Genomic DNA, 17,108 nt, shown 5'->3' on the forward strand with positions numbered 1-17,108 from the left:
TCGCTGCTGCTGCTGGTGTTGGGGGTAGGCCGGGCCGGGGCGCTGGTGTTGCGGGTGGACCGGTGGCGGCATGACCGGTCGTTGCTGCTGGGTGTGTTGCGGCGGTGGCTGCACCACCGGTCGCTGCTGCTGCTGGTGTTGGGGGTAGGCCGGGCCGGGGCGCTGGTGTTGCGGGTGGACCGGTGGCGGCATGACCGGTCGTTGCTGCTGGGTGTGCTGGGGCGGTGGGTGCACCACCGGTCGCTGCTGCGGGTGGTGCGCAGGGTGGTGCGGCGGCTGGGTGTGCTGTGGCGGTGGGGTGTGCTGCTGGGGGTGCGGTGGTTGGGCGTGTGGCGGCACGACGGGGCGCTGCGGCTGCGGGTGGTGTTGCGGCTGCGGGTGCGGCTGGCCGTGCGGCGGGGCGGGGTGCTGGGGCGGGGCCACGTGCGGCGGCCGGTAGGGCGGCGCCGGCGCCTGTTGCGGGTGTGGAACCGGCCGGTGCTGCGGATGCGGCACGGGTGGCTGCTGCGGGCCGGGGCGGAAGTGCGGCTGCGGCATCGCCGGCCGGTGCTGTGGGTGGCCGACGTGCGGCGGCATCGGGCGGTAGGGCGGTCCGCTCGACGGCGGTCCGCTCATCGGCGGTCCGCTCATCGGGGCGATCGGGCCGGCGGGGGGACCGCTCATCGGGGCGATCGGGCCGGCCGGCGGTCCGCTCATCGGGGCGACGGGGCCGCCCGGAGGCCCGCTGATCGGGGCGGCGTAGGTGCGCGGGTCGATCACGGCCAGCGCGGCGGCCGGCACGTAGAGGCTGCCCTCGGCGACCACCATCTCCGGCTGTTCGAGCGTGGTCGGCGCGATCTGGAGCGTACGGTGCAGCAGCGTCGCGACCAGTGGGATCCGGCTCGACCCGCCGACCAGGAACACGCCGGCGATCCCGGCGGCGGGCACCGACGCGGTGCGGATCGCGTTCTGGGTTGCCAACAGCGTCCGGTCGAGCACCGGCCGGGCGAACTTCTCCAGCTGCTCGCGGCCGACCGGCACGTCGACGTCGACGACCGGCACGTGCACGATCGCCGACGGTGCCCGGGACAGCATCTCCTTGGCGCCGCGGACGTCCTCCCAGAACTGCTGGCTCATCCGGCGTTCGGCCGAGGTGTTCGGGGTGATCAGGCGCTTCCAGCCGTCGGGGTCGCGTTCGGCGAACACCTCACCGAGATATTCGACCACGGCCGCGTCGACGTCCAGCCCGCCCGCGTCGGCGACGCCGTCGGTGGACAGCACCTGCAGGTTGTCCGGCGTACGGCGGACGACGGTGGCGTCGAACGTGCCGGCGCCGAAGTCGTAGACGACGAGGTTGCGGCCGATCGGCAGCTGGTGGCGCAGGACGGCGATGAAGTAGCTGGCGGCCGCGACCGGCTCGGGGACCAGCCGGGCGTTGTGCAGGCCGGCCCGGGCGGCGGCGTTGGCCAGCATCGCCCGGCGCTGCGCGCCCCACTCGACGGGGTGGGTGAGCACCGCCTCGGTGATCTGCCGGCCGCCGACGCGGGCCGCCTCGGCGTGGACCCGGCGCAGGACGGCGGCCATGAGGTCGACGACCGGTAGTTCGACCTCGCCGAGGAGTACCGTGCCGTCGTCGACCCGGCGCTTGGGGTTGCGCTCGAAGCGGTCGGGGTGGACCCGGGAGTGCTGGACGGCGTCGCGGCCGACGACCATGTCCCCCTCGGGGGAGGCGTAGACGGCCGACGGCATCTGCGGCGAGCCGTCGAAGAGCAGGGGGCGGCACCGGCCGTCCGGCCACCGCAGCACCGCTACGGTGTTGGACGTGCCAAGGTCGACCCCCAGTCGCAGCCCCGCCACCATGATGCGAGTTTAGATCGGGCCGGGTAGCGCCGACTGAGTCGCTGTGCTCAGGCGTCCGTCCACGTCATCCCCCTATCAGACGATCTCGGCGCAGCTCTGGGTGTTATGTCGGTATTCTCGGATCGCGTAGCGGGTGGACAAGCCGGTCACGCCAGCGCCATCCGGGCCCACCGGCTCGGTGTAAGGGTCATCACCCGGAACGGACAGTTGCGGTCGGTCAACATCGTGTAGGCGTGGATGGCCCGCTCCGCGGCATCCTGGGCCTGCTCCGCCGCGGTCATCCCCCGCCCCCGGTTGCGGAACAGCGCTCCGTAGAACGCCGAACAGAAGACCCCGCTCTCGTGCCAGCCGATCTGCCCGGACGTGCCGATGTAGGTCACCTCGCCGTGCAGGCAGTCACGGACCGCCTTCTGCCAGGCGCCGGTGCCGGTGCGGCAGCCGTCGGCCAGGATCGCCCCGGTCGAGATGCCCTTGCCCTGCTGGGCGGCGGTCTCGCCGAGCTGTTCCAGCGACACACTGGTGCGCCCGTCGCTGCTGCTGAACGTCGGCGTCACGCTGTGGTCGCCGTGTGCCATCACGTGCAGCACGTCGCACGACGCGGTGAACGCCGACAGCACCGTGCTCGGATCACGGGACCGGACGAAGTCGATGTCGACGATCGGCGCCTCGAAACCGGCGTTGATGTTCTGCAGCGTGGACTGGACGAAGGTCATCGCCGCGTCGAACGAGGCATCCAACCCGATATCGAGCAGGCTCACACGCTTCGCCCTCATCGGCGTCGTCCTCCCCAGGTCGCGACGGTTGTCGGCCCGCCGGTGCGGTACCGCCGGCCCGATGGACCACCGGGCCGGCCGCATCGGCGGCCGTTGCAGCCGACCGTACGGGCTGCCGGCGCCGGCTGTCCTCCCCACGAGTGGACCACGGGGGTACGACCTTCTGGCCCATTGCGTGTCCCGGCACCGTACGGTCCGGCGAGTCCGCGCAGCTCACGGTTGGAACGGCGGGACCGGCGGGGTAGTGTCGACCGCGGACGCACCCGGCGGCGACAGGGCCCGTGGCGGCAGGACCGCAGGGACAGGGCCCGTGGTGGGAGAGCCGCAGGGGCAGGGGAGCACAAGGCGCGGGAACAGCCCCGCGGGAACCGGGACACAAGAGCGCGCGGCGCCGCCCGACCGCTGTCGTAACGTCGCCGCGCTCTGGCCGTCTCCCACCGCCGCAGCCATCCGGCCGTACGTCAGCGGGGACCTGGCTCGACCGGCACCTCATCGTCCCGGTCTGTGTGCGTGCATGCCCAGGACCGGCCGGGCGCAAACCCGGCGAGCGGGCAGTGTGTCGTCGTCCGATCGGTGGAGTGCGCGGCCGGGGCATCGGGTATGGAACCGGACATGGAACACTTCACGATCGCCACCGAGGCGGAGAAGAGCGCCGATTTCCGTCGGGTGCTGTGGACCGGGCAGCGGACCCAGTTGGTCATCATGACGATCCCGCCGGGCGGCGAGATCGGCGAAGAGGTGCACGAGGGGATCGACCAGATCCTGACCTTCGTCAGCGGCGTCGGCGAGGCCGTCGTCAACGGCGAGACCCGCCGGGTGAACCAGGGCGACCTGGTGGTCGTACCGGCGGGCCAGAAGCACAACTTCGTGAACACCGGCCCGAACCCGTTGGTGCTCTACACGGTGTACGGGCCGCCGGAGCACGCCGACGGGGTGGTGCACCGGACGAAGGAGGAGGGCGACGCGGCCGAGGCGGCCGGCGAGGACGAACCGCCCGGATCGTGAGCACCGGTGGCCGGGCGCGCGGTGCCCCGACGCCGATGGTTCACGTGCCGACCAGCCGCTCGGTGACCGACCGGAGCCGGGCCCGGAACGCGGGGTCGTACGCCTGCTCCCGGGCCCGGGACTCGTGGTCGCGGTCGAAGTAGCGGCCGGTCACCCCGGCCAGCGCCGGATCGACTACCAGCCGCAGGGTGGCCCGCAGCCCGTCCTCCAGCGACTCGACCCGCTCCATGCCGGCGTCGCGGACCATCGTGGTAGGCATCAGCGTCGCCGGGTGCAACGCGTTGACGGTCACCCCGCTGCCGGCGAGGTCGTGGGCCAGGTCGAACGTGTCGGCGATCAGGGCCAGCTTCGCCCGCCGGTAGGCCACGAACCGGTCGTAGTCGTGCTCCAGCATCAGGTTGTCGAGGTCGACGTCCGCCTGGCCGATCGAGGCGACGTTGACGATCCGGGCCGGGGTGGCGCGCCGCAGCAGCGGCAGCAGCAGCCGGCTGAGCAGGTACGGCGCCAGGTAGTTGACGGCCAGCCGCAGTTCGTGGCCGTCGGGGGAGAGCCGCCGTGGCTCACCGGCCGGCCCGAAGCCGACCCCGGCGTTGTTGACCAGCACGTCCAGCCGGTCGTGCTCGGCGCCGACCCGCGCGGCGAGTTGTCGTACCCCGGCGAGCGAGGAGAGGTCGGCCCGGACCGCCAGCGCCCCGGTGGCCGCGGCGATCTCGGCGAGCCGTCGTTCGTCGCGCCCGTGTACGACCAGCTGGTGGCCCTGCGCGGCGAGGGTCCGGGCGAGGGCCCGGCCCAGCCCGTCGGACGCCCCGGTGATCATGATCAGAGCCATTCTCCGACCCTATCCACCCCGGTGGATCAGCCGGTCGGTTGGCCACCCGGTCAATAGTTAAGAGTATTGACAGTTCGATCAACGCCTTCCTAGGTTGGGGCGGTGCAGACCGGCAACACCGCAGTCAGCAACTTTCCCGTCGTGGTGACGGCCACCTTCGTCGCCGAATCGCTGGCCACCCCACTCGCCTGGTGGTCGGCCGAACTCGATCTGCCGCAGGAGGTCACCTTCGCCCCGTACGGGCAGGTCTTCCAGCAGTTGCTCGGGGTGCCGGCCGCCGGGGCGACCGTCGCGCTGATCCGCCCCGAAGACTGGGCCACGGCCGCCGGCCGCGACCCGGAGCGCGGCGCGGCCGGGTCCGACACCGACGATCCGGCCCCCGGGCTCGGCGCCGACGGTCGGGCGACCGTCGCGTCCGCCGCCGACGACCTGGTCGAGGCGGTACGGGTCGCCGCCGGCACGACCCCCCGCCTGATCGTCGTCCTCTGCCCGGCCTCCCCGGCGCTGCTCGCCGACCCCGTCGACGGACCCTTCCTGCGGGCCACCGTCCGGCGGCTGGCCGACGACCTCGGCGCCGTCGCCGGGGTGCACCTGCTCACCGACGCCGACACCCTCGACGCGTACGGCCCGTGCGGTTACGCCGACGAGTACGCCGACCGGCTCGGCCACGTGCCCTACACCCCCGAGTTCTTCACCGTGCTCGGCACCGCGGTCATGCGCCGGCTGCACGCGCTTCGTACGCCCCGGCCCAAGGTGCTCGTCGTCGACGCCGACAACACGCTGTGGGACGGCGTGGTGGGCGAGGACGGCGTCGACGGCATCCACATCGGACCCGACCGGCGGGCGCTGCACGAACTGCTCGTCGCCCAGCAGCGCGCCGGCCGGTTGACCTGCGTCAGCAGCAAGAACGCCGAGGCCGACGTACGGGCGGTGTTCGCCGGGCGGCCGGAAATGGGCATCGGCCTTTCGCACCTGACCGCCCTGCGCGCCGACTGGCGGCCGAAGTCGGCCACCGTACGCGAACTCGCCGCCGAACTCGACCTCGGCCTGGACAGCTTCGTCTTCCTCGACGACAGCCCGGTCGAGTGTGGCGAGATGCGCGCCGCCTGCCCCGAGGTGCTGACCGTCCAACTGCCCGCCGACGCCGCCGGGGCGCTGCGTACGCTGCGGCACTGCTGGCCGCTGGACGTGCTCGCGGTCACCGACGACGACCGGCTGCGCACCGAGCACTACCGGCGTGAGCGCCAGCGGCGCGAGCTGCGCGGCTCGGTCGGCACCGTCGCGGAGTTCGTCGCCGGGCTGCGGCTGACCGTCACGGTCGCGCCGGCGACACCCGACCAGGTCGAGCGGCTCGCCCAGCTCACCCAGCGCACCAACCAGTTCAACCTCACCACGGTACGGCGGACCGCCGCCGAACTCGTCGGGAGCGGACTGGAGTGCCACGCGGTCGAGGTGACCGACCGCTTCGGGGCGTACGGGATCGTGGGTCTGGTCCTGTCCACCACCGCCGGGCCGGCCCTGGCCGTCGACACCTTCCTGCTGAGCTGCCGGGTCCTCGGCCGTGGTGTCGAGCACCGGGTGCTGGCCGCGCTCGGCGAACTGGCCCTGGCCCGGGGGCTCGCCGACGTCACCCTGCCGGTGGTCGCGTCGGCCAAGAACCGGCCGGCCCGCGACTTCGTGCACGACGTCGCCGGCGAACCGGTCGCCGAGGCCGACGGTCGGCAGCTCTTCCGGCTGCCCGCCGCGACCGCCGCCGGGGTGCGGTTCCGGCCACCTGCCGCCGCCACCGCGCCGCCACCCCCGGCCCCCGCCGGGGCGGTCCCCGGCCCGCCGCCCGCCGCCTGGCGGCTGGTCGAGCGGATCGCGACCGAGCTGCGCGACGCCGCCGCCCTGCACGCCGCGGTCCACGCCCGGCCGGCGAGCCCGCTGCCGCTCGGTTCCGCCACCGGCACCGAACTCACCGTCGCCCAACTCTGGACCGACGTGCTCGGCGTGCCGCCGCGCTCGGTGCACGACAGCTTCTTCGCGCTGGGCGGCCAGTCGCTGCACGTGGTGCAGTTCATGGCCCGGGTACGCGCCGTCCTCGGCGTCGAGCTGCCGGTCGAGCTGCTCTTCACCCCGGCGTTCACGGTGGCGCAGGCGGCCGGGTCGATCGACGCCGCCGGCGGCCGGGCGGCCACCGACCTCGACGGGCTGCTCGCCGAGGTCGAAGCCCTCTCCGACGACGAGGTGGCCGCCCTGCTCGCCGCCGAGAGCGGCTGACCCGATGGCCACCGTCGTACTGACCACCCACGGCACGAACGGGGACGTGCTGTCGTTCGTCCAGCTCGGCCGGGCACTGGCCGGCCGGGGGCACGACGTCACGATCGCCACCCACGCCCGCTACGGCCCGACCGCCCGCGCCGCCGGCATCGGGTTCGTCGCCCTCGACACCGAGCAGGAGTACGTCCGCTACCTCGCCGACGCCCGCGACATGCTGGACGCCCGGGTCGGCTCGGCGAGCCTGCCCGATCTGCGCGGCCACTACGAGCGCAACAACCTGTTCGGGCAGATCCGGCGTGAGGTGGAGGTGGTCGCGGCGCGGCACCGCCCGGGGGAGACCGTCGTCGTCGGCCGGCACACGTCCGGGCTGTCCGCGCTGATCGCCGCCGAGGCGTTCGGGGTGCCCGCCGTCTGGGTCGCCATGACCCCGGCCCAGCACCTGCTGCTGCCGGTGCAGGCCCACGTGCACCGCACCGAACTGGCCGCCGGTGTCGACGCCGTACGGGCCGACTTCGGCCTGCCGCCGGTCACCGACTGGCCGGCGTGGATGTCGGGCGCGGACCGGCAGATCGGGCTGTGGCCGAAGTGGTTCGACGCCGCCGGCCCGCCGACCCCGGCCGGCGTGGACCGGGTCGGGTTCCTGCTCAACGACGCCGCCGAGTCCGGTGAACCGCCCGCGGTGCTGACCGACCTGCTCGCCGCCGGTGAGCCGCCGGTGCTGGTGGCGGCCAGCTCCGGCCAGATGCTGTGGGAGCCGTTCTACGCGGCGGCGCTGGCCGCGTGCCGTCGGGCCGGCCGTCGGGTGGTGCTGGTCAGCCCGCACCCGGAGAGCCTGCCCGACCCGCTGCCACCCGAAGTCACCTGGTTTCCTAGGTTGCCGTACCGGGAGGTGGTACCGCACATGGCGGCGGTGATCCACCACGGCGGGATCGGCACCCTCGGCCGCTGCCTGGTCTCCGGCGTACCGCAACTCGTGCTGGCGCACAGCTTCGACCAGCCGGACACCGGCGCCCGGTTGCAGCGGCTCGGCGTCGCGCGCTGGCTGCCGTCGACCCGGTGGGACCCGGACCTGGCCGGGGAACTGCTGGTGGAGTTGCTTGCCGAGCCCCGGTACGCCGAACGCAGCCGCCGCTTCGGCGCCGCCGTCGACATCGCGGCCACCGCGGCCGCCGCCTGCGCCAGCATCGAATCCGTGCTGCCGGTCCCGGCCGGTCGGTGAGGGACGTTCCGGACCGGTTCTGGCGGGCGGGGTTCTCCGACCGGGGGTGGCTGGTCGAACCCGCCGTGGATCGGTCGGATCCGCGCGACGTCACCGGTTGGTGGTGGTCGGAGATGACGGACGGGCCGCCACGACGTCGCGCGGATCAGGTGTGGGTTGTCGGTCTGACTATCGGGTACGGCTCATCCGGGTGGTGCCGGGATCGCCGATCCGTGGGCCGACCTCGGCGAGCATGTCGAGAACCAGGGCGGCGGTCCAGCTGAACGCCCCGGCGCCGATGCCGTCACCGGTGATCGGGTGGAAATACTCGTAGTAGCCGGACCGGCGTACCAGGTCCAGCATCGCGGTCCGCAGCGTCGCCGCGTGCCCGGCGTACCCGTGGGCCGCCAGGCCCCGGGCGAGCAGCCAGTTCGCGTTGATCCAGACCGGGCCCCGCCAGTAGCGGTTGGCGTCGAAACTGTCGGCCGTCCGGTCGGAACTCGGGATCGGCATCAGCTCGTTGATCCCGAAGCGGGCCGACTCGGCCTCCGCCACGACCTGCGCCACGATGTCCCGGGGCAGGTCGCCCAGGATCAGCGGGAAGAGGCCGTTGACACAGCGCTGCGTGCTGAGTCTGCCGGTCTTCAGGTCCAGGGAGCGGAAGGTGCCGCTCTCCGGATCGTAGAGCCGTTCGACGATACTGCGGGTGATGGTCGCCGCCCGGTCCCGGTGCGGTGCGGGGTCCGCGCCGACGACGGCCGCGATCCGGGCCAGCGCGTGTTCGGCCGCGCCCAGCAGCGAGTTGTACGCCGGGCACTCGACGACGAACAGGTGCCGGTCGACCAGGTCGGCGTCGGAGTAGCCGCCGTTGCGGTAGGTGGCGGCGATCGCGATGTAGCGGGCGTAGTCGTCGTTGGTCGGCCGGTGGTCCGCCGCCGCCCGCTTGAGGTCCTGCCGCTCGTAGCGGAGCAGGAGGTCCTCGTCGGCGGTGACGTTCGCCAGCGCCATGTCCCAGGACGGGCTGTTGTCGAGCCCCGATTCCCACGGGTGCACGATGCTGGCCAGTCCGGTGCCGCTGACCCCGCGTGAGCCGATCAGGTAGTCCTGTAGCGCGACCAGACGCGGGTAGAGCCGGCGCAGTTCCTCGGCGGAGGCGTCGCCGGGTGCCCGGCGGTAGACCTCCCACGCGGCGAGCGCGTGTGCCGGCGGCTGCACCAGCCCGGTGGAGAAGCGGGGCGGTCGCCCCGCCATAGCAGGGACGTCCCAGAAATCGGGACCGGGGAAGTAGTCGCGCTCGGCGACCCCCAGATCGAACACGATGTGCGGCACCCGGCCGTCCGGCCACTGGGCCTCGAAGAGGCTGCGCAGGTCCCGCCAGGCCCGGTCGGGCGCGATGTGCGCCAGGCCGATGCTGATGAAGGCGGCGTCCCAGCTCCACTGGTGTGGATAGAGGGTGCCCGATGGAACGGTGTGGTCGGTTCGCCAGTTGGCGTCAAGGACCTCGGTGGCGGTCCGCCAAAGCGACTCGTCGTCCTCGGAGAGAGGATGCGGTGCGGGCGAAACCGCGGTCAAGCGATTCACGCGGCCATCTTTCCCGTTACCGAGCCCTATTAACGAGCGGCCTTACCGATGTCTCGTTACGCGGAAGATCGCTTTCTGGTTACCGGACGTTCAGGTTGCCAGGCCGGATGGGCGCACTCTAGCGTCAAGTGGTTGCTTCTGTCGGGATGTCGACGGATCCGGTGACTGACGATCGGCTCAGTGACGAGTCGGCCCGAACCCCTCCACCGCAACGGTTTCCGGATACTTCAGGCCGGCGCCGGTGTTGAGCACCACCACCTGTTCGTCCGCGCGGATCCAGCCGTCGGCCCGCAACCGCCGGGCCGCGGTCAGGCCGGCCGCCCCCTCCGGGCACAGCAGCAGACCCTCACGGGCACCGAATTCCCGCAGGTCGGCAAGGATCTCCGGATCGTCGACCGCGATCGCGGTGCCGCCGGTACCGGTGACCGCGTCGAGGATCAGCTCGTCGCCCAGCGGCGCCGGCACGGTGATCCCGAAGGCGACGGTGGCGGCGTCGACCCACGGCTCGGCCCGCCGCGCGCCGGCCTCGAAGGCCCGTACGATCGGGGCGCAGCCGCTGGACTGGACCGCCACCAACCGGGGCATGCGGTCGTCGATCCAACCCAACTCGCGCAGTTCGCCGAGTGCTTTGTGAATTCCGATCAATCCGACCCCGCCGCCGGTCGGATAGATGATCACGTCGGGCACCCGCCAGCCGAGCTGTTCGACTATTTCCAGGCCCATTGTCTTCTTACCTTCGAGCCGGTACGGCTCTTTCAGGGTGCTGGCGTCGAAGATCGTGCCGCCCGAACCGGCGAGGATGCCGGCGACGTGCCGCCCGGCGTCGTTGATGAGGCCGTCGACCAGAAGCAGGTCGGCGCCGGCGGCCAGGCACTCGTTGCGGGTGATGGCCGGAGCGCCCAGCGGCATCGCGATGGTGGCCCGCAGCCCGGCGCGGGCCGCGTACGTCGCCCAGGCCGCACCGGCGTTGCCGTTGGTCGGCATCGCGACATGCCGGACACCGAGTTCGCGGGCGCGTGACACGCCGACGGCGGCGCCACGGGCCTTGAACGAACCGGTGGGGACCAGGCCCTCGTCCTTGATCAGGAGATTGGGAAGTCCGATGTGCTCGCCGTAGCGGGCGGCCGGCAGCAGCGGCGTCCAGCCCTCGCCGAGGGTGACGGCGTTGGCCGGGTCGGCGACCGGCAGCAGTTCCCGGTAGCGCCAGAGATCGGCGGCCCGGCCGGTGAGGTCGGCGGGGGAGACCGCGGCGCGGACCGCGTCGAGGTCGTAGCGGGCCAGCAGCGGCGATCCGCATCCGCACAGGTTCTGCGGGCGGTCGGCGGGATGCCGCGTACCGCAGCGGGGGCAGTCGAGGTGGGTCAGGAACACGGCACTCCCTCCGGCGGCGGTCCTTCCATGATCCACGCTGTCCGCCGTGCGGCCAGCCGGGTCCAACGTGCGAGACTCGGGAGGTGTCCCCGCCCGGCCAGATCGTCCTGCTCAACGGCACGTCCAGCGCCGGGAAGACCAGCCTCGCCGGGCAGTTGCTGACCGTGCTCGACGGGCCGCGCTTCCGCCGGCCCTATTTTCACCTGTCGGTCGACGCGTTCGGCGCGATGCGGGCCGCGCGACGGACCACGGATCTGTCGCCCGCCGAGGTGACCGACGTGCTCACCCGGACCCGCGCCGGCTTCCACCGGGCGGTCGCCGGCATGGCCCGGGCCGGCAACGACGTGGTCGCCGACCATGTGCTGAGCGAGCCGTGGCGGCTGCGGGACTGCCTGGAGGTCATGGCGGGGCTCGACGTCGTGCTGGTCGGCGTGCACTGTTCGGCCGAGGAGTTGGCGCGGCGGGAACGGGTCCGTGGCGACCGTCGGATCGGGCAGGCGGCGGCGCAGGTCGAGCGGGTGCACGCGCACGGCGTCTACGACGTCGAGTGCGACACGACGACCACCACCCCGTACGACTGTGCGGTGCGGATCAGGGACTTCCTGCTCGCCCGGCCGCCCGGCCCGACGGCGTTCGACCGGCTCCGGGCGGCGGCCGCCGGGCGGCCGTACGGGCGGTGACCGCCGGCCGGCCGGCGTAGGGTGCGACGGAGAGGTCCCGTCGTTCGCGGAGGTACGCCCGTATGACGTCCCCGTCCGTCACGCTGACCGGTGGCGTGACCATGCCCCTGCTCGGCTTCGGCACCTGGAAGACGACCGGCGAGGAGTGTTACCGGGCGGTCCGGGAGGCGCTCGACGTCGGCTACCGGCACATCGACACCGCCACCATGTACCGCAACGAGGACCAGGTGGGCCGGGCGGTGCGGGACAGCGGGGTGCCGCGCGAGGAGGTCTTCGTCACCACCAAGCTGCTGCCCGAGCAGGCCGACCGGCCGCGCCCGGCGATCGACGCGAGCCTGGCCGCACTCGGCTTCGACCACGTCGACCTGTGGCTGATCCACTGGCCGCCGGCCGGCACCGCGTCGCCGTCGACGTGGCGGGAGTTCCTGGCCGTACGCGAGCAGGGGCTGGCCCGGGCGGTCGGGGTGAGCAACTACGACGTCGACCAGCTCGACGAACTGGTCGGGGCGACCGGGGTGGCGCCCGCGGTCAACCAGGTCCGGTGGAGCCCGTCGCTGTACGACCCTCAGGTCCTGGCCGCGCACCGGGAGCGCGGTGTGGTGCTGGAGGGCTACAGCCCGTTCCGCAGCACCGACCTCGGCGACCCGGAACTGGTCCGGATCGCCGAGGCGCACGGTGTGTCGCCGGCCCGGGTGGTGCTGCGGTGGCACCTGGAGCACGGCATCGTGGTGATCCCGAAGTCGGTCACCCCGGAGCGGATCCGGGACAACTTCGACCTGTTCGGTTTCCGGCTCGACGACGACGAGACACGCCGGATCGACGCCCTCGCCCGCTGAGCCGCGACTCAGGATTTGGTGACGGCCAGCTGGAGTTCGGTGACGCCCTCGGTGGGGTCGTCCGCGCAGTAGTCGAGGTAGACCTCGCGCACGTACCCGTCGGTCCGGTATCCGTTGTCCTCGACCCACCGGGCCAGGATCTGGATGCTCTGCTCGACGTTGTCCATCGGTCCGCGGTGGATGATCGTCGCCGCGGTCGGGATCGCCGGCACCTCCACGATCTCGAAGTCGTACCCGTCGTGCGGCCCGGCGTCGACCTGGGCGGTGGCGTGCACGACGACCGCCTCGCCGGGGCCGTCCGGTGCGGGGGTGTAGTAGGCGATGCCGGGACCGGTCTGCTTCACCCCGGCCACCGCGAGCCGCCGGTGGAGTTCGGCGTAGAGCGGCTGGATGACCGGGCCGATGTCGACGGTCTCGTAGGTCGGGGAGACGGCGGTCAGTTCCGCGACGCGGACCGGGCCGACCGGCTTGAGTACGACGTCCTCGGTGGGCATGTCGCCCTCCTTCTCGATCAACTGGAGCCTCGCCTCGATCCCGGTGAGCCGGGCCGCGTCCGCCTCGATCTGGGCCTCGAGTTGGGCCCGGCGCAGGCGCAGCATGCCGCGCAGCGCGTCGGTGCCGAGGTCCTCGTCGAGGATCGCCTGGACCTGGGTCAGCGTGAAACCGAGGTCCTTCAGGGCGATCACCCGGTTGAGTCGCCCGAGTTGGGCGGCCCGGTAGAAGCGGTAGCCGGTGGCGGGGTCGACGGTGGCCGGGGTCAGCAGCCCGATGGCGTCGTAGTGACGCAGCATCCGGACCGACACCCGGCCCAGTCTGGCGAAGTCTCCGATACTGAACATGGCACGTCCTACCGTGGGGCCTCACACGGTGTCACAGTCAAGGTCGGTGCGCGGCCCGTTCCGGCGCCGGCGCCGGACCCGTCGGCTCCTACGCGGAGATCAGGCGGCGGGCGGCGCGTACCTGCTCGACCGCGCGGCCGAGCGCCGACACGACGCGGTCCTCGGTGTCCGGGCCGATCCGGCCGGCGGGCACCGACAGGCTGATCGCGTCGGTGGCCGGGGAGTGCAGCGGCACGGCCATCGCGAAGCAGACGATGCCCTCGGTGTTCTCGCCGCGGTCGACGGCGTATCCACGGCCGCGGACCAGGTCGAGTTCGGCGCGCAGGGCGTCGGGGTCGGTGACGGTGTCCGGGGTCAGCGCGGCCAGCGGCCAGGTCAGCAGCTTGTCGAGGGACTCCGGCGGGCGTTCGGCGAGCAGCACCTTGCCCAGCGCGGTGGCGTGCGCCGGCAGCCGGCGGCCGATCGCGCTGTAGAGCCGCAGCGGGTGGACCGATTCGCGTTTGGCCATGTAGACGACGTGGGCCCCGTCGAGGCGGCCGAGGTGCACGGTCTCGCCGAACTCGCGGGACAACCCGTCGAGTACGGCGCCGAGCAGGCCGACGGCGTCGTCGGTCTCCAGGTAGGCGGCGCCGACCTGGAGGGCGCGTACGCCGAGGCCGAACCGGGTGCCGGTGCCGTCGGCCTCCACCCAGCCGCGCTGGACCATGGTCCGCAGGATGCCGTGCAGGCTGCTCTTCGGGATGCCGAGGGTGCGGGCGAGGTCGACCAGTGAGCGCCGTTCCGGCGAGGCCGCCAGCGCCTCCAGCACGTCCAGGGTCCGGCCGGCGGATTTGACCGGTTGGTAGGCGTCGCCCGTCGTCATGGCGGTCACTCTAGCCGGGTTGACATCCTCGACCACCGGGCTAGGGTCACAAGTGTGACCAACGTTCATGATTCTGAACAGCAATCGCTCGATGTGACCGCCGCCATCGCCGCCGGCCGGATGCTGCCGGTCGTCGTGCTCGAAGACGCCGCCGCCGCCACCCCGCTCGCCGACGCCCTGGTCGCCGGCGGCCTGCGCAGCGTCGAGGTGACCTTCCGTACCGCCGCCGCCGCGGACGCCATCCGCGTCATGTCCACCAACCCCGACCTGCTCGTCGGCGCCGGGACCGTGCTGTCCCCGGCCCAGGTCGACCAGGCCGCCGAGGCCGGCGCGAAGTTCGTGCTCAGCCCCGGCTTCAGCCCGAGCGTCGTCAAGCGCTGCCAGGAACTCGGCCTGCCGGTCTTCCCCGGCGTGGCCACCGCCACCGAGATCCAGATGGCGCTCGACGCCGGGCTGGAGATCGTCAAGTTCTTCCCCGCCGCGCAGCTCGGCGGGATTCCGATGATCAAGGCGCTGGCCGCGCCGTTCCGCTCGGTCCGGTTCATCCCCACCGGCGGGGTCAACACCGGCAACCTCGCCGACTACCTCGCCGTGCCGTCCGTGTTCGCCGTCGGCGGCACCTGGATGGTCGCCCCCGACCTGCTGCGCGCCGGCCGGTGGGACGAGGTCACCGCCCTCACCGCGGCGGCCGTCGCCGCCGCCCGACCCGCCCCGGAGGCGTGACGATGCTCCAGATCCGGCCCGCCGACCAGTGCCGCTACGACCTGGTGTCGCTCGGCGAGATCATGCTGCGGCTCGACCCGGGCGAGGGACGGGTCCGCACCGCCCGCAGCTTCCGGGCCTGGGAGGGCGGCGGTGAATACAACGTCGCCCGCGGGCTGCGCCGCTGCTTCGGGCTGCGCACCGCGGTGGTCACCGCGTTCGCCGACAACGAGATCGGCCGGCTGCTGGAGGACCTGGTCCTGCAGGGCGGCGTCGACACGTCGTTCGTCAAGTGGGTGCCGTACGACGGGCTCGGCCGCTCGGTCCGCAACGGCCTCAACTTCACCGAGCGCGGGTTCGGCGTACGCGGCGCGGTCGGCACCTCCGACCGGGGACACACCGCCGCCAGCCAGCTGCGGCCCGACGACGTCGACTGGGACCACCTCTTCGGCACCCTCGGCGTGCGCTGGCTGCACACCGGCGGCATCTACGCGGCCCTGTCCGAGATCACCCCGGACACCATCGAGGCAGCCATGTCCGCCGCCCGCCGGCACGGCACGGTCATCTCGTACGACCTGAACTACCGGCCCAGCCTCTGGAAGGCGGTCGGCGGGCAGGCCCGGGCCCAGGAGGTCAACCGCCGGCTGGCCCGCTACGTCGACGTGATGATCGGCAACGAGGAGGACTTCACCGCCTCGCTCGGCTTCGAGGTGCCCGACACCGACGAGAACCTGTCCGAGCTCGACGTCGCCAACTTCCAGAAGATGATCGGCGAGGTCACCAAGGAGTACGACAACTTCTCCGTGGTCGCCACCACCCTGCGTACGGTGCGTACGGCGACCGTCAACGACTGGGGCGCGGTCGCCTGGTCGGCGGAGAGCGGCTTCGTCGAGGCCACCCACCGTCCCGGCCTGGAGATCATGGACCGGGTCGGCGGCGGTGACAGCTTCGCGTCCGGTCTCGCGTACGGCCTGCTGGAGAAGGGCGATCTCGCGACAGCCATCGAGTACGGCGCGGCCCACGGGGCGCTGGCGATGACCACCCCGGGCGACACTTCGATGGCGAGCCTCAAGGAGGTTGAGTCGCTGGTCAAGGGAGGCGGAGCCCGGGTCCAGCGCTGATCTTTCACCGGAGGGGTCTGTCGCGGCGCCGTCGCGCGAAGTAGTCTCTTGGCTTCAACGCGTGCCCAACCCCTCGGAGGCGTTCACAAATGGGCGGATCCTCCCTGCGCGTCCTCATCGTGGGGGCGGGCATCGCCGGGCTGGCCACCGCGCGGGCCCTGCGCCTGGCCGGCTTCCGTCCCCGGGTGGTGGAGCAACTCCCCGCGTCGGCCGTCCCCGGCGCGGGGATCTACCTGCCCGGCAACGCCGCCCGGGCGCTGCGCGCCCTCGACGTCGACGGCCCGGTCCAGCGCCTCGGCGAGGTCATCACCCGCCAGCACTTCCTCGACCAGCGCGGCCGCCCGCTGTGCGAGGTCGACCTGCTCGGGCTCTGGGACGGGGTCGGCGAGTGCCGGGCGTTGCCCCGGTCCGAACTGCACCGGGTGCTGCTCACCGCCGCAGGTGGCGACGTACACCACGAGACCGGGGTGACCGGGCTCGACGTTGGCGCACGAACCGTCACGGTCGGCTTCGACGACCGCACCAGCGCCGAGTTCGACCTGGTCGTCGGCGCCGACGGCCGCCGCTCCGCGGTCCGCTCGCTCGCCGCGCTCGGTGGCGCGGCCCGCCCGGTCGGTCAGATCGTCTACCGCAGCGTCGTCACCGGCGGCCCCAAGATCACCGAATGGACCGGGCTGCTCGGCCGGCGGTCCGGGTTCATCGCCGTGCCGATGGGGGCCGGCCGGCTCTACTGCTACGCCGACGAGGCCGGCGACACCCCGCCCGACGATCCCCGGGCCCGGCTCGCCGAACTGTTCGCCGACTACGGCGACCCGGTACCGGAGATCATCGAGGCGATCGACAGGATCCAGGTGGCCCGGACCGACGAGGTCGAACTCGGGCGCTGGTCCCGTGGCCGGGTGGTCCTCGTCGGTGACGCCGCCCACGCCACCTCACCCACCCTGTCCCAGGGCGCCGCCATGGCCTTCGAGGACGCGGTCGTGCTCGCCGACACGCTGCGTCACGGTGACGACGTCGAAGCGGCGCTGGAGACGTACGAGAGCCGCCGCCGGCCGCGTACGAAGTGGGTGTTGGACCGTACCCGCGACCGGGAGCGGACGCGTGACGTCCCGGCCGCGTTGCGCGACCCGCTGCTGCGTGGGCGGGGCGGGCGGATCTTCGCCGAGCACTATCGTCTGCTGGTCGATCCGATATAGCCATCGGCCCTGGA

General features: G+C 72.8%; 15 protein-coding genes. 8 read left to right on the top strand and 7 right to left on the bottom strand.

The window, feature by feature from the left end; translation table 11 throughout:
* Together AB0M79_RS24950 and AB0M79_RS24955 are read right to left on the bottom strand one after the other, a co-directional pair.
* A partial coding sequence (locus tag AB0M79_RS24950; RefSeq protein ID WP_364217881.1) for an Hsp70 family protein occupies positions 1 to 1,839 on the bottom strand: 1,839 nt, incomplete at its 3' end.
* Positions 1,840 to 1,985: 146 nt separating this feature from the next.
* A complete protein-coding gene (locus AB0M79_RS24955; RefSeq protein ID WP_357533541.1) occupies positions 1,986 to 2,612 on the bottom strand; it encodes a hypothetical protein in 627 nt (208 codons plus the stop codon).
* 612 nt (positions 2,613 to 3,224) lie between these two features.
* On the opposite strand from AB0M79_RS24955, the gene AB0M79_RS24960 reads away from it, so the two are divergent.
* Positions 3,225 to 3,617 carry a cupin domain-containing protein gene (locus tag AB0M79_RS24960; RefSeq protein WP_357533539.1) on the top strand — a complete coding sequence of 131 codons (393 nt, stop codon included), beginning with the start codon at positions 3,225 to 3,227 and terminating at the stop codon, positions 3,615 to 3,617.
* A 40-nt stretch (positions 3,618 to 3,657) separates the two neighbouring features.
* On the opposite strand, the gene AB0M79_RS24965 is transcribed toward AB0M79_RS24960, so the two are convergent.
* Complete coding sequence (locus AB0M79_RS24965; protein WP_364217884.1) at positions 3,658 to 4,446, bottom strand: SDR family NAD(P)-dependent oxidoreductase; 789 nt, start codon at positions 4,444 to 4,446, stop codon at positions 3,658 to 3,660.
* Between the two features lie 102 nt (positions 4,447 to 4,548).
* Here AB0M79_RS24965 and AB0M79_RS24970 point away from each other — a divergent pair, with 102 nt between their 5' ends.
* Positions 4,549 to 6,708, top strand: coding sequence for an HAD-IIIC family phosphatase (locus AB0M79_RS24970; protein WP_364217886.1), 2,160 nt, complete (start codon positions 4,549 to 4,551; stop codon positions 6,706 to 6,708).
* Between the two features lie 4 nt (positions 6,709 to 6,712).
* Positions 6,713 to 7,927 (top strand): nucleotide disphospho-sugar-binding domain-containing protein, encoded by a 1,215-nt coding sequence (locus AB0M79_RS24975; RefSeq protein WP_364217888.1) that lies wholly within the window; start codon positions 6,713 to 6,715, stop codon positions 7,925 to 7,927.
* Positions 7,928 to 8,095: 168 nt separating this feature from the next.
* On the opposite strand, the gene AB0M79_RS24980 is transcribed toward AB0M79_RS24975, so the two are convergent.
* Positions 8,096 to 9,487: a hypothetical protein gene (locus AB0M79_RS24980; protein WP_364217890.1), complete on the bottom strand. Its 1,392-nt coding sequence runs from the start codon at positions 9,485 to 9,487 to the stop codon at positions 8,096 to 8,098.
* A gap of 177 nt (positions 9,488 to 9,664) precedes the next feature.
* Positions 9,665 to 10,858, bottom strand: coding sequence for a threonine synthase (locus AB0M79_RS24985; RefSeq protein WP_364217892.1), 1,194 nt, complete (start codon positions 10,856 to 10,858; stop codon positions 9,665 to 9,667).
* Positions 10,859 to 10,941: 83 nt separating this feature from the next.
* Here AB0M79_RS24985 and AB0M79_RS24990 point away from each other — a divergent pair, with 83 nt between their 5' ends.
* Positions 10,942 to 11,538, top strand: a complete 597-nt coding sequence (locus AB0M79_RS24990) for an AAA family ATPase (RefSeq protein ID WP_364217894.1) — start codon at positions 10,942 to 10,944, stop codon at positions 11,536 to 11,538.
* 62 nt (positions 11,539 to 11,600) lie between these two features.
* Positions 11,601 to 12,374, top strand: coding sequence for an aldo/keto reductase (locus AB0M79_RS24995; protein ID WP_364217896.1), 774 nt, complete (start codon positions 11,601 to 11,603; stop codon positions 12,372 to 12,374).
* 8 nt (positions 12,375 to 12,382) lie between these two features.
* On the opposite strand, the gene AB0M79_RS25000 is transcribed toward AB0M79_RS24995, so the two are convergent.
* The gene (locus AB0M79_RS25000) at positions 12,383 to 13,213 is read right to left on the bottom strand and encodes a MerR family transcriptional regulator (protein WP_364217898.1); all 831 of its coding nucleotides are present in this window, start codon (positions 13,211 to 13,213) and stop codon (positions 12,383 to 12,385) included.
* An 88-nt stretch (positions 13,214 to 13,301) separates the two neighbouring features.
* On the bottom strand, positions 13,302 to 14,075 hold the full coding sequence (locus tag AB0M79_RS25005) for an IclR family transcriptional regulator (RefSeq protein ID WP_364217900.1): 774 nt from the start codon (positions 14,073 to 14,075) through the stop codon (positions 13,302 to 13,304).
* Positions 14,076 to 14,168: 93 nt separating this feature from the next.
* Between AB0M79_RS25005 and eda the strand changes: the two genes are divergently transcribed.
* The 3 genes from eda to AB0M79_RS25020 all read left to right on the top strand — a co-directional run bounded on the left by eda (position 14,169) and on the right by AB0M79_RS25020 (position 17,094).
* The gene (gene eda / locus AB0M79_RS25010; protein WP_364217902.1) at positions 14,169 to 14,798 is read left to right on the top strand and encodes a bifunctional 4-hydroxy-2-oxoglutarate aldolase/2-dehydro-3-deoxy-phosphogluconate aldolase; all 630 of its coding nucleotides are present in this window, start codon (positions 14,169 to 14,171) and stop codon (positions 14,796 to 14,798) included.
* Positions 14,799 to 14,800: 2 nt separating this feature from the next.
* Entirely contained in the window at positions 14,801 to 15,898 is a 1,098-nt protein-coding gene (locus AB0M79_RS25015) for a sugar kinase (protein WP_364217904.1), read from the top strand.
* Positions 15,899 to 15,987: 89 nt separating this feature from the next.
* The gene (locus AB0M79_RS25020) at positions 15,988 to 17,094 is read left to right on the top strand and encodes an FAD-dependent monooxygenase (RefSeq protein WP_364217906.1); all 1,107 of its coding nucleotides are present in this window, start codon (positions 15,988 to 15,990) and stop codon (positions 17,092 to 17,094) included.
* The last annotated feature ends 14 nt before the right edge of the window (positions 17,095 to 17,108 follow it).

This window comes from Polymorphospora sp. NPDC051019 (assembly GCF_040683055.1).
Classification (GTDB): Bacteria; Actinomycetota; Actinomycetes; order Mycobacteriales; family Micromonosporaceae; genus Polymorphospora; species Polymorphospora lycopeni.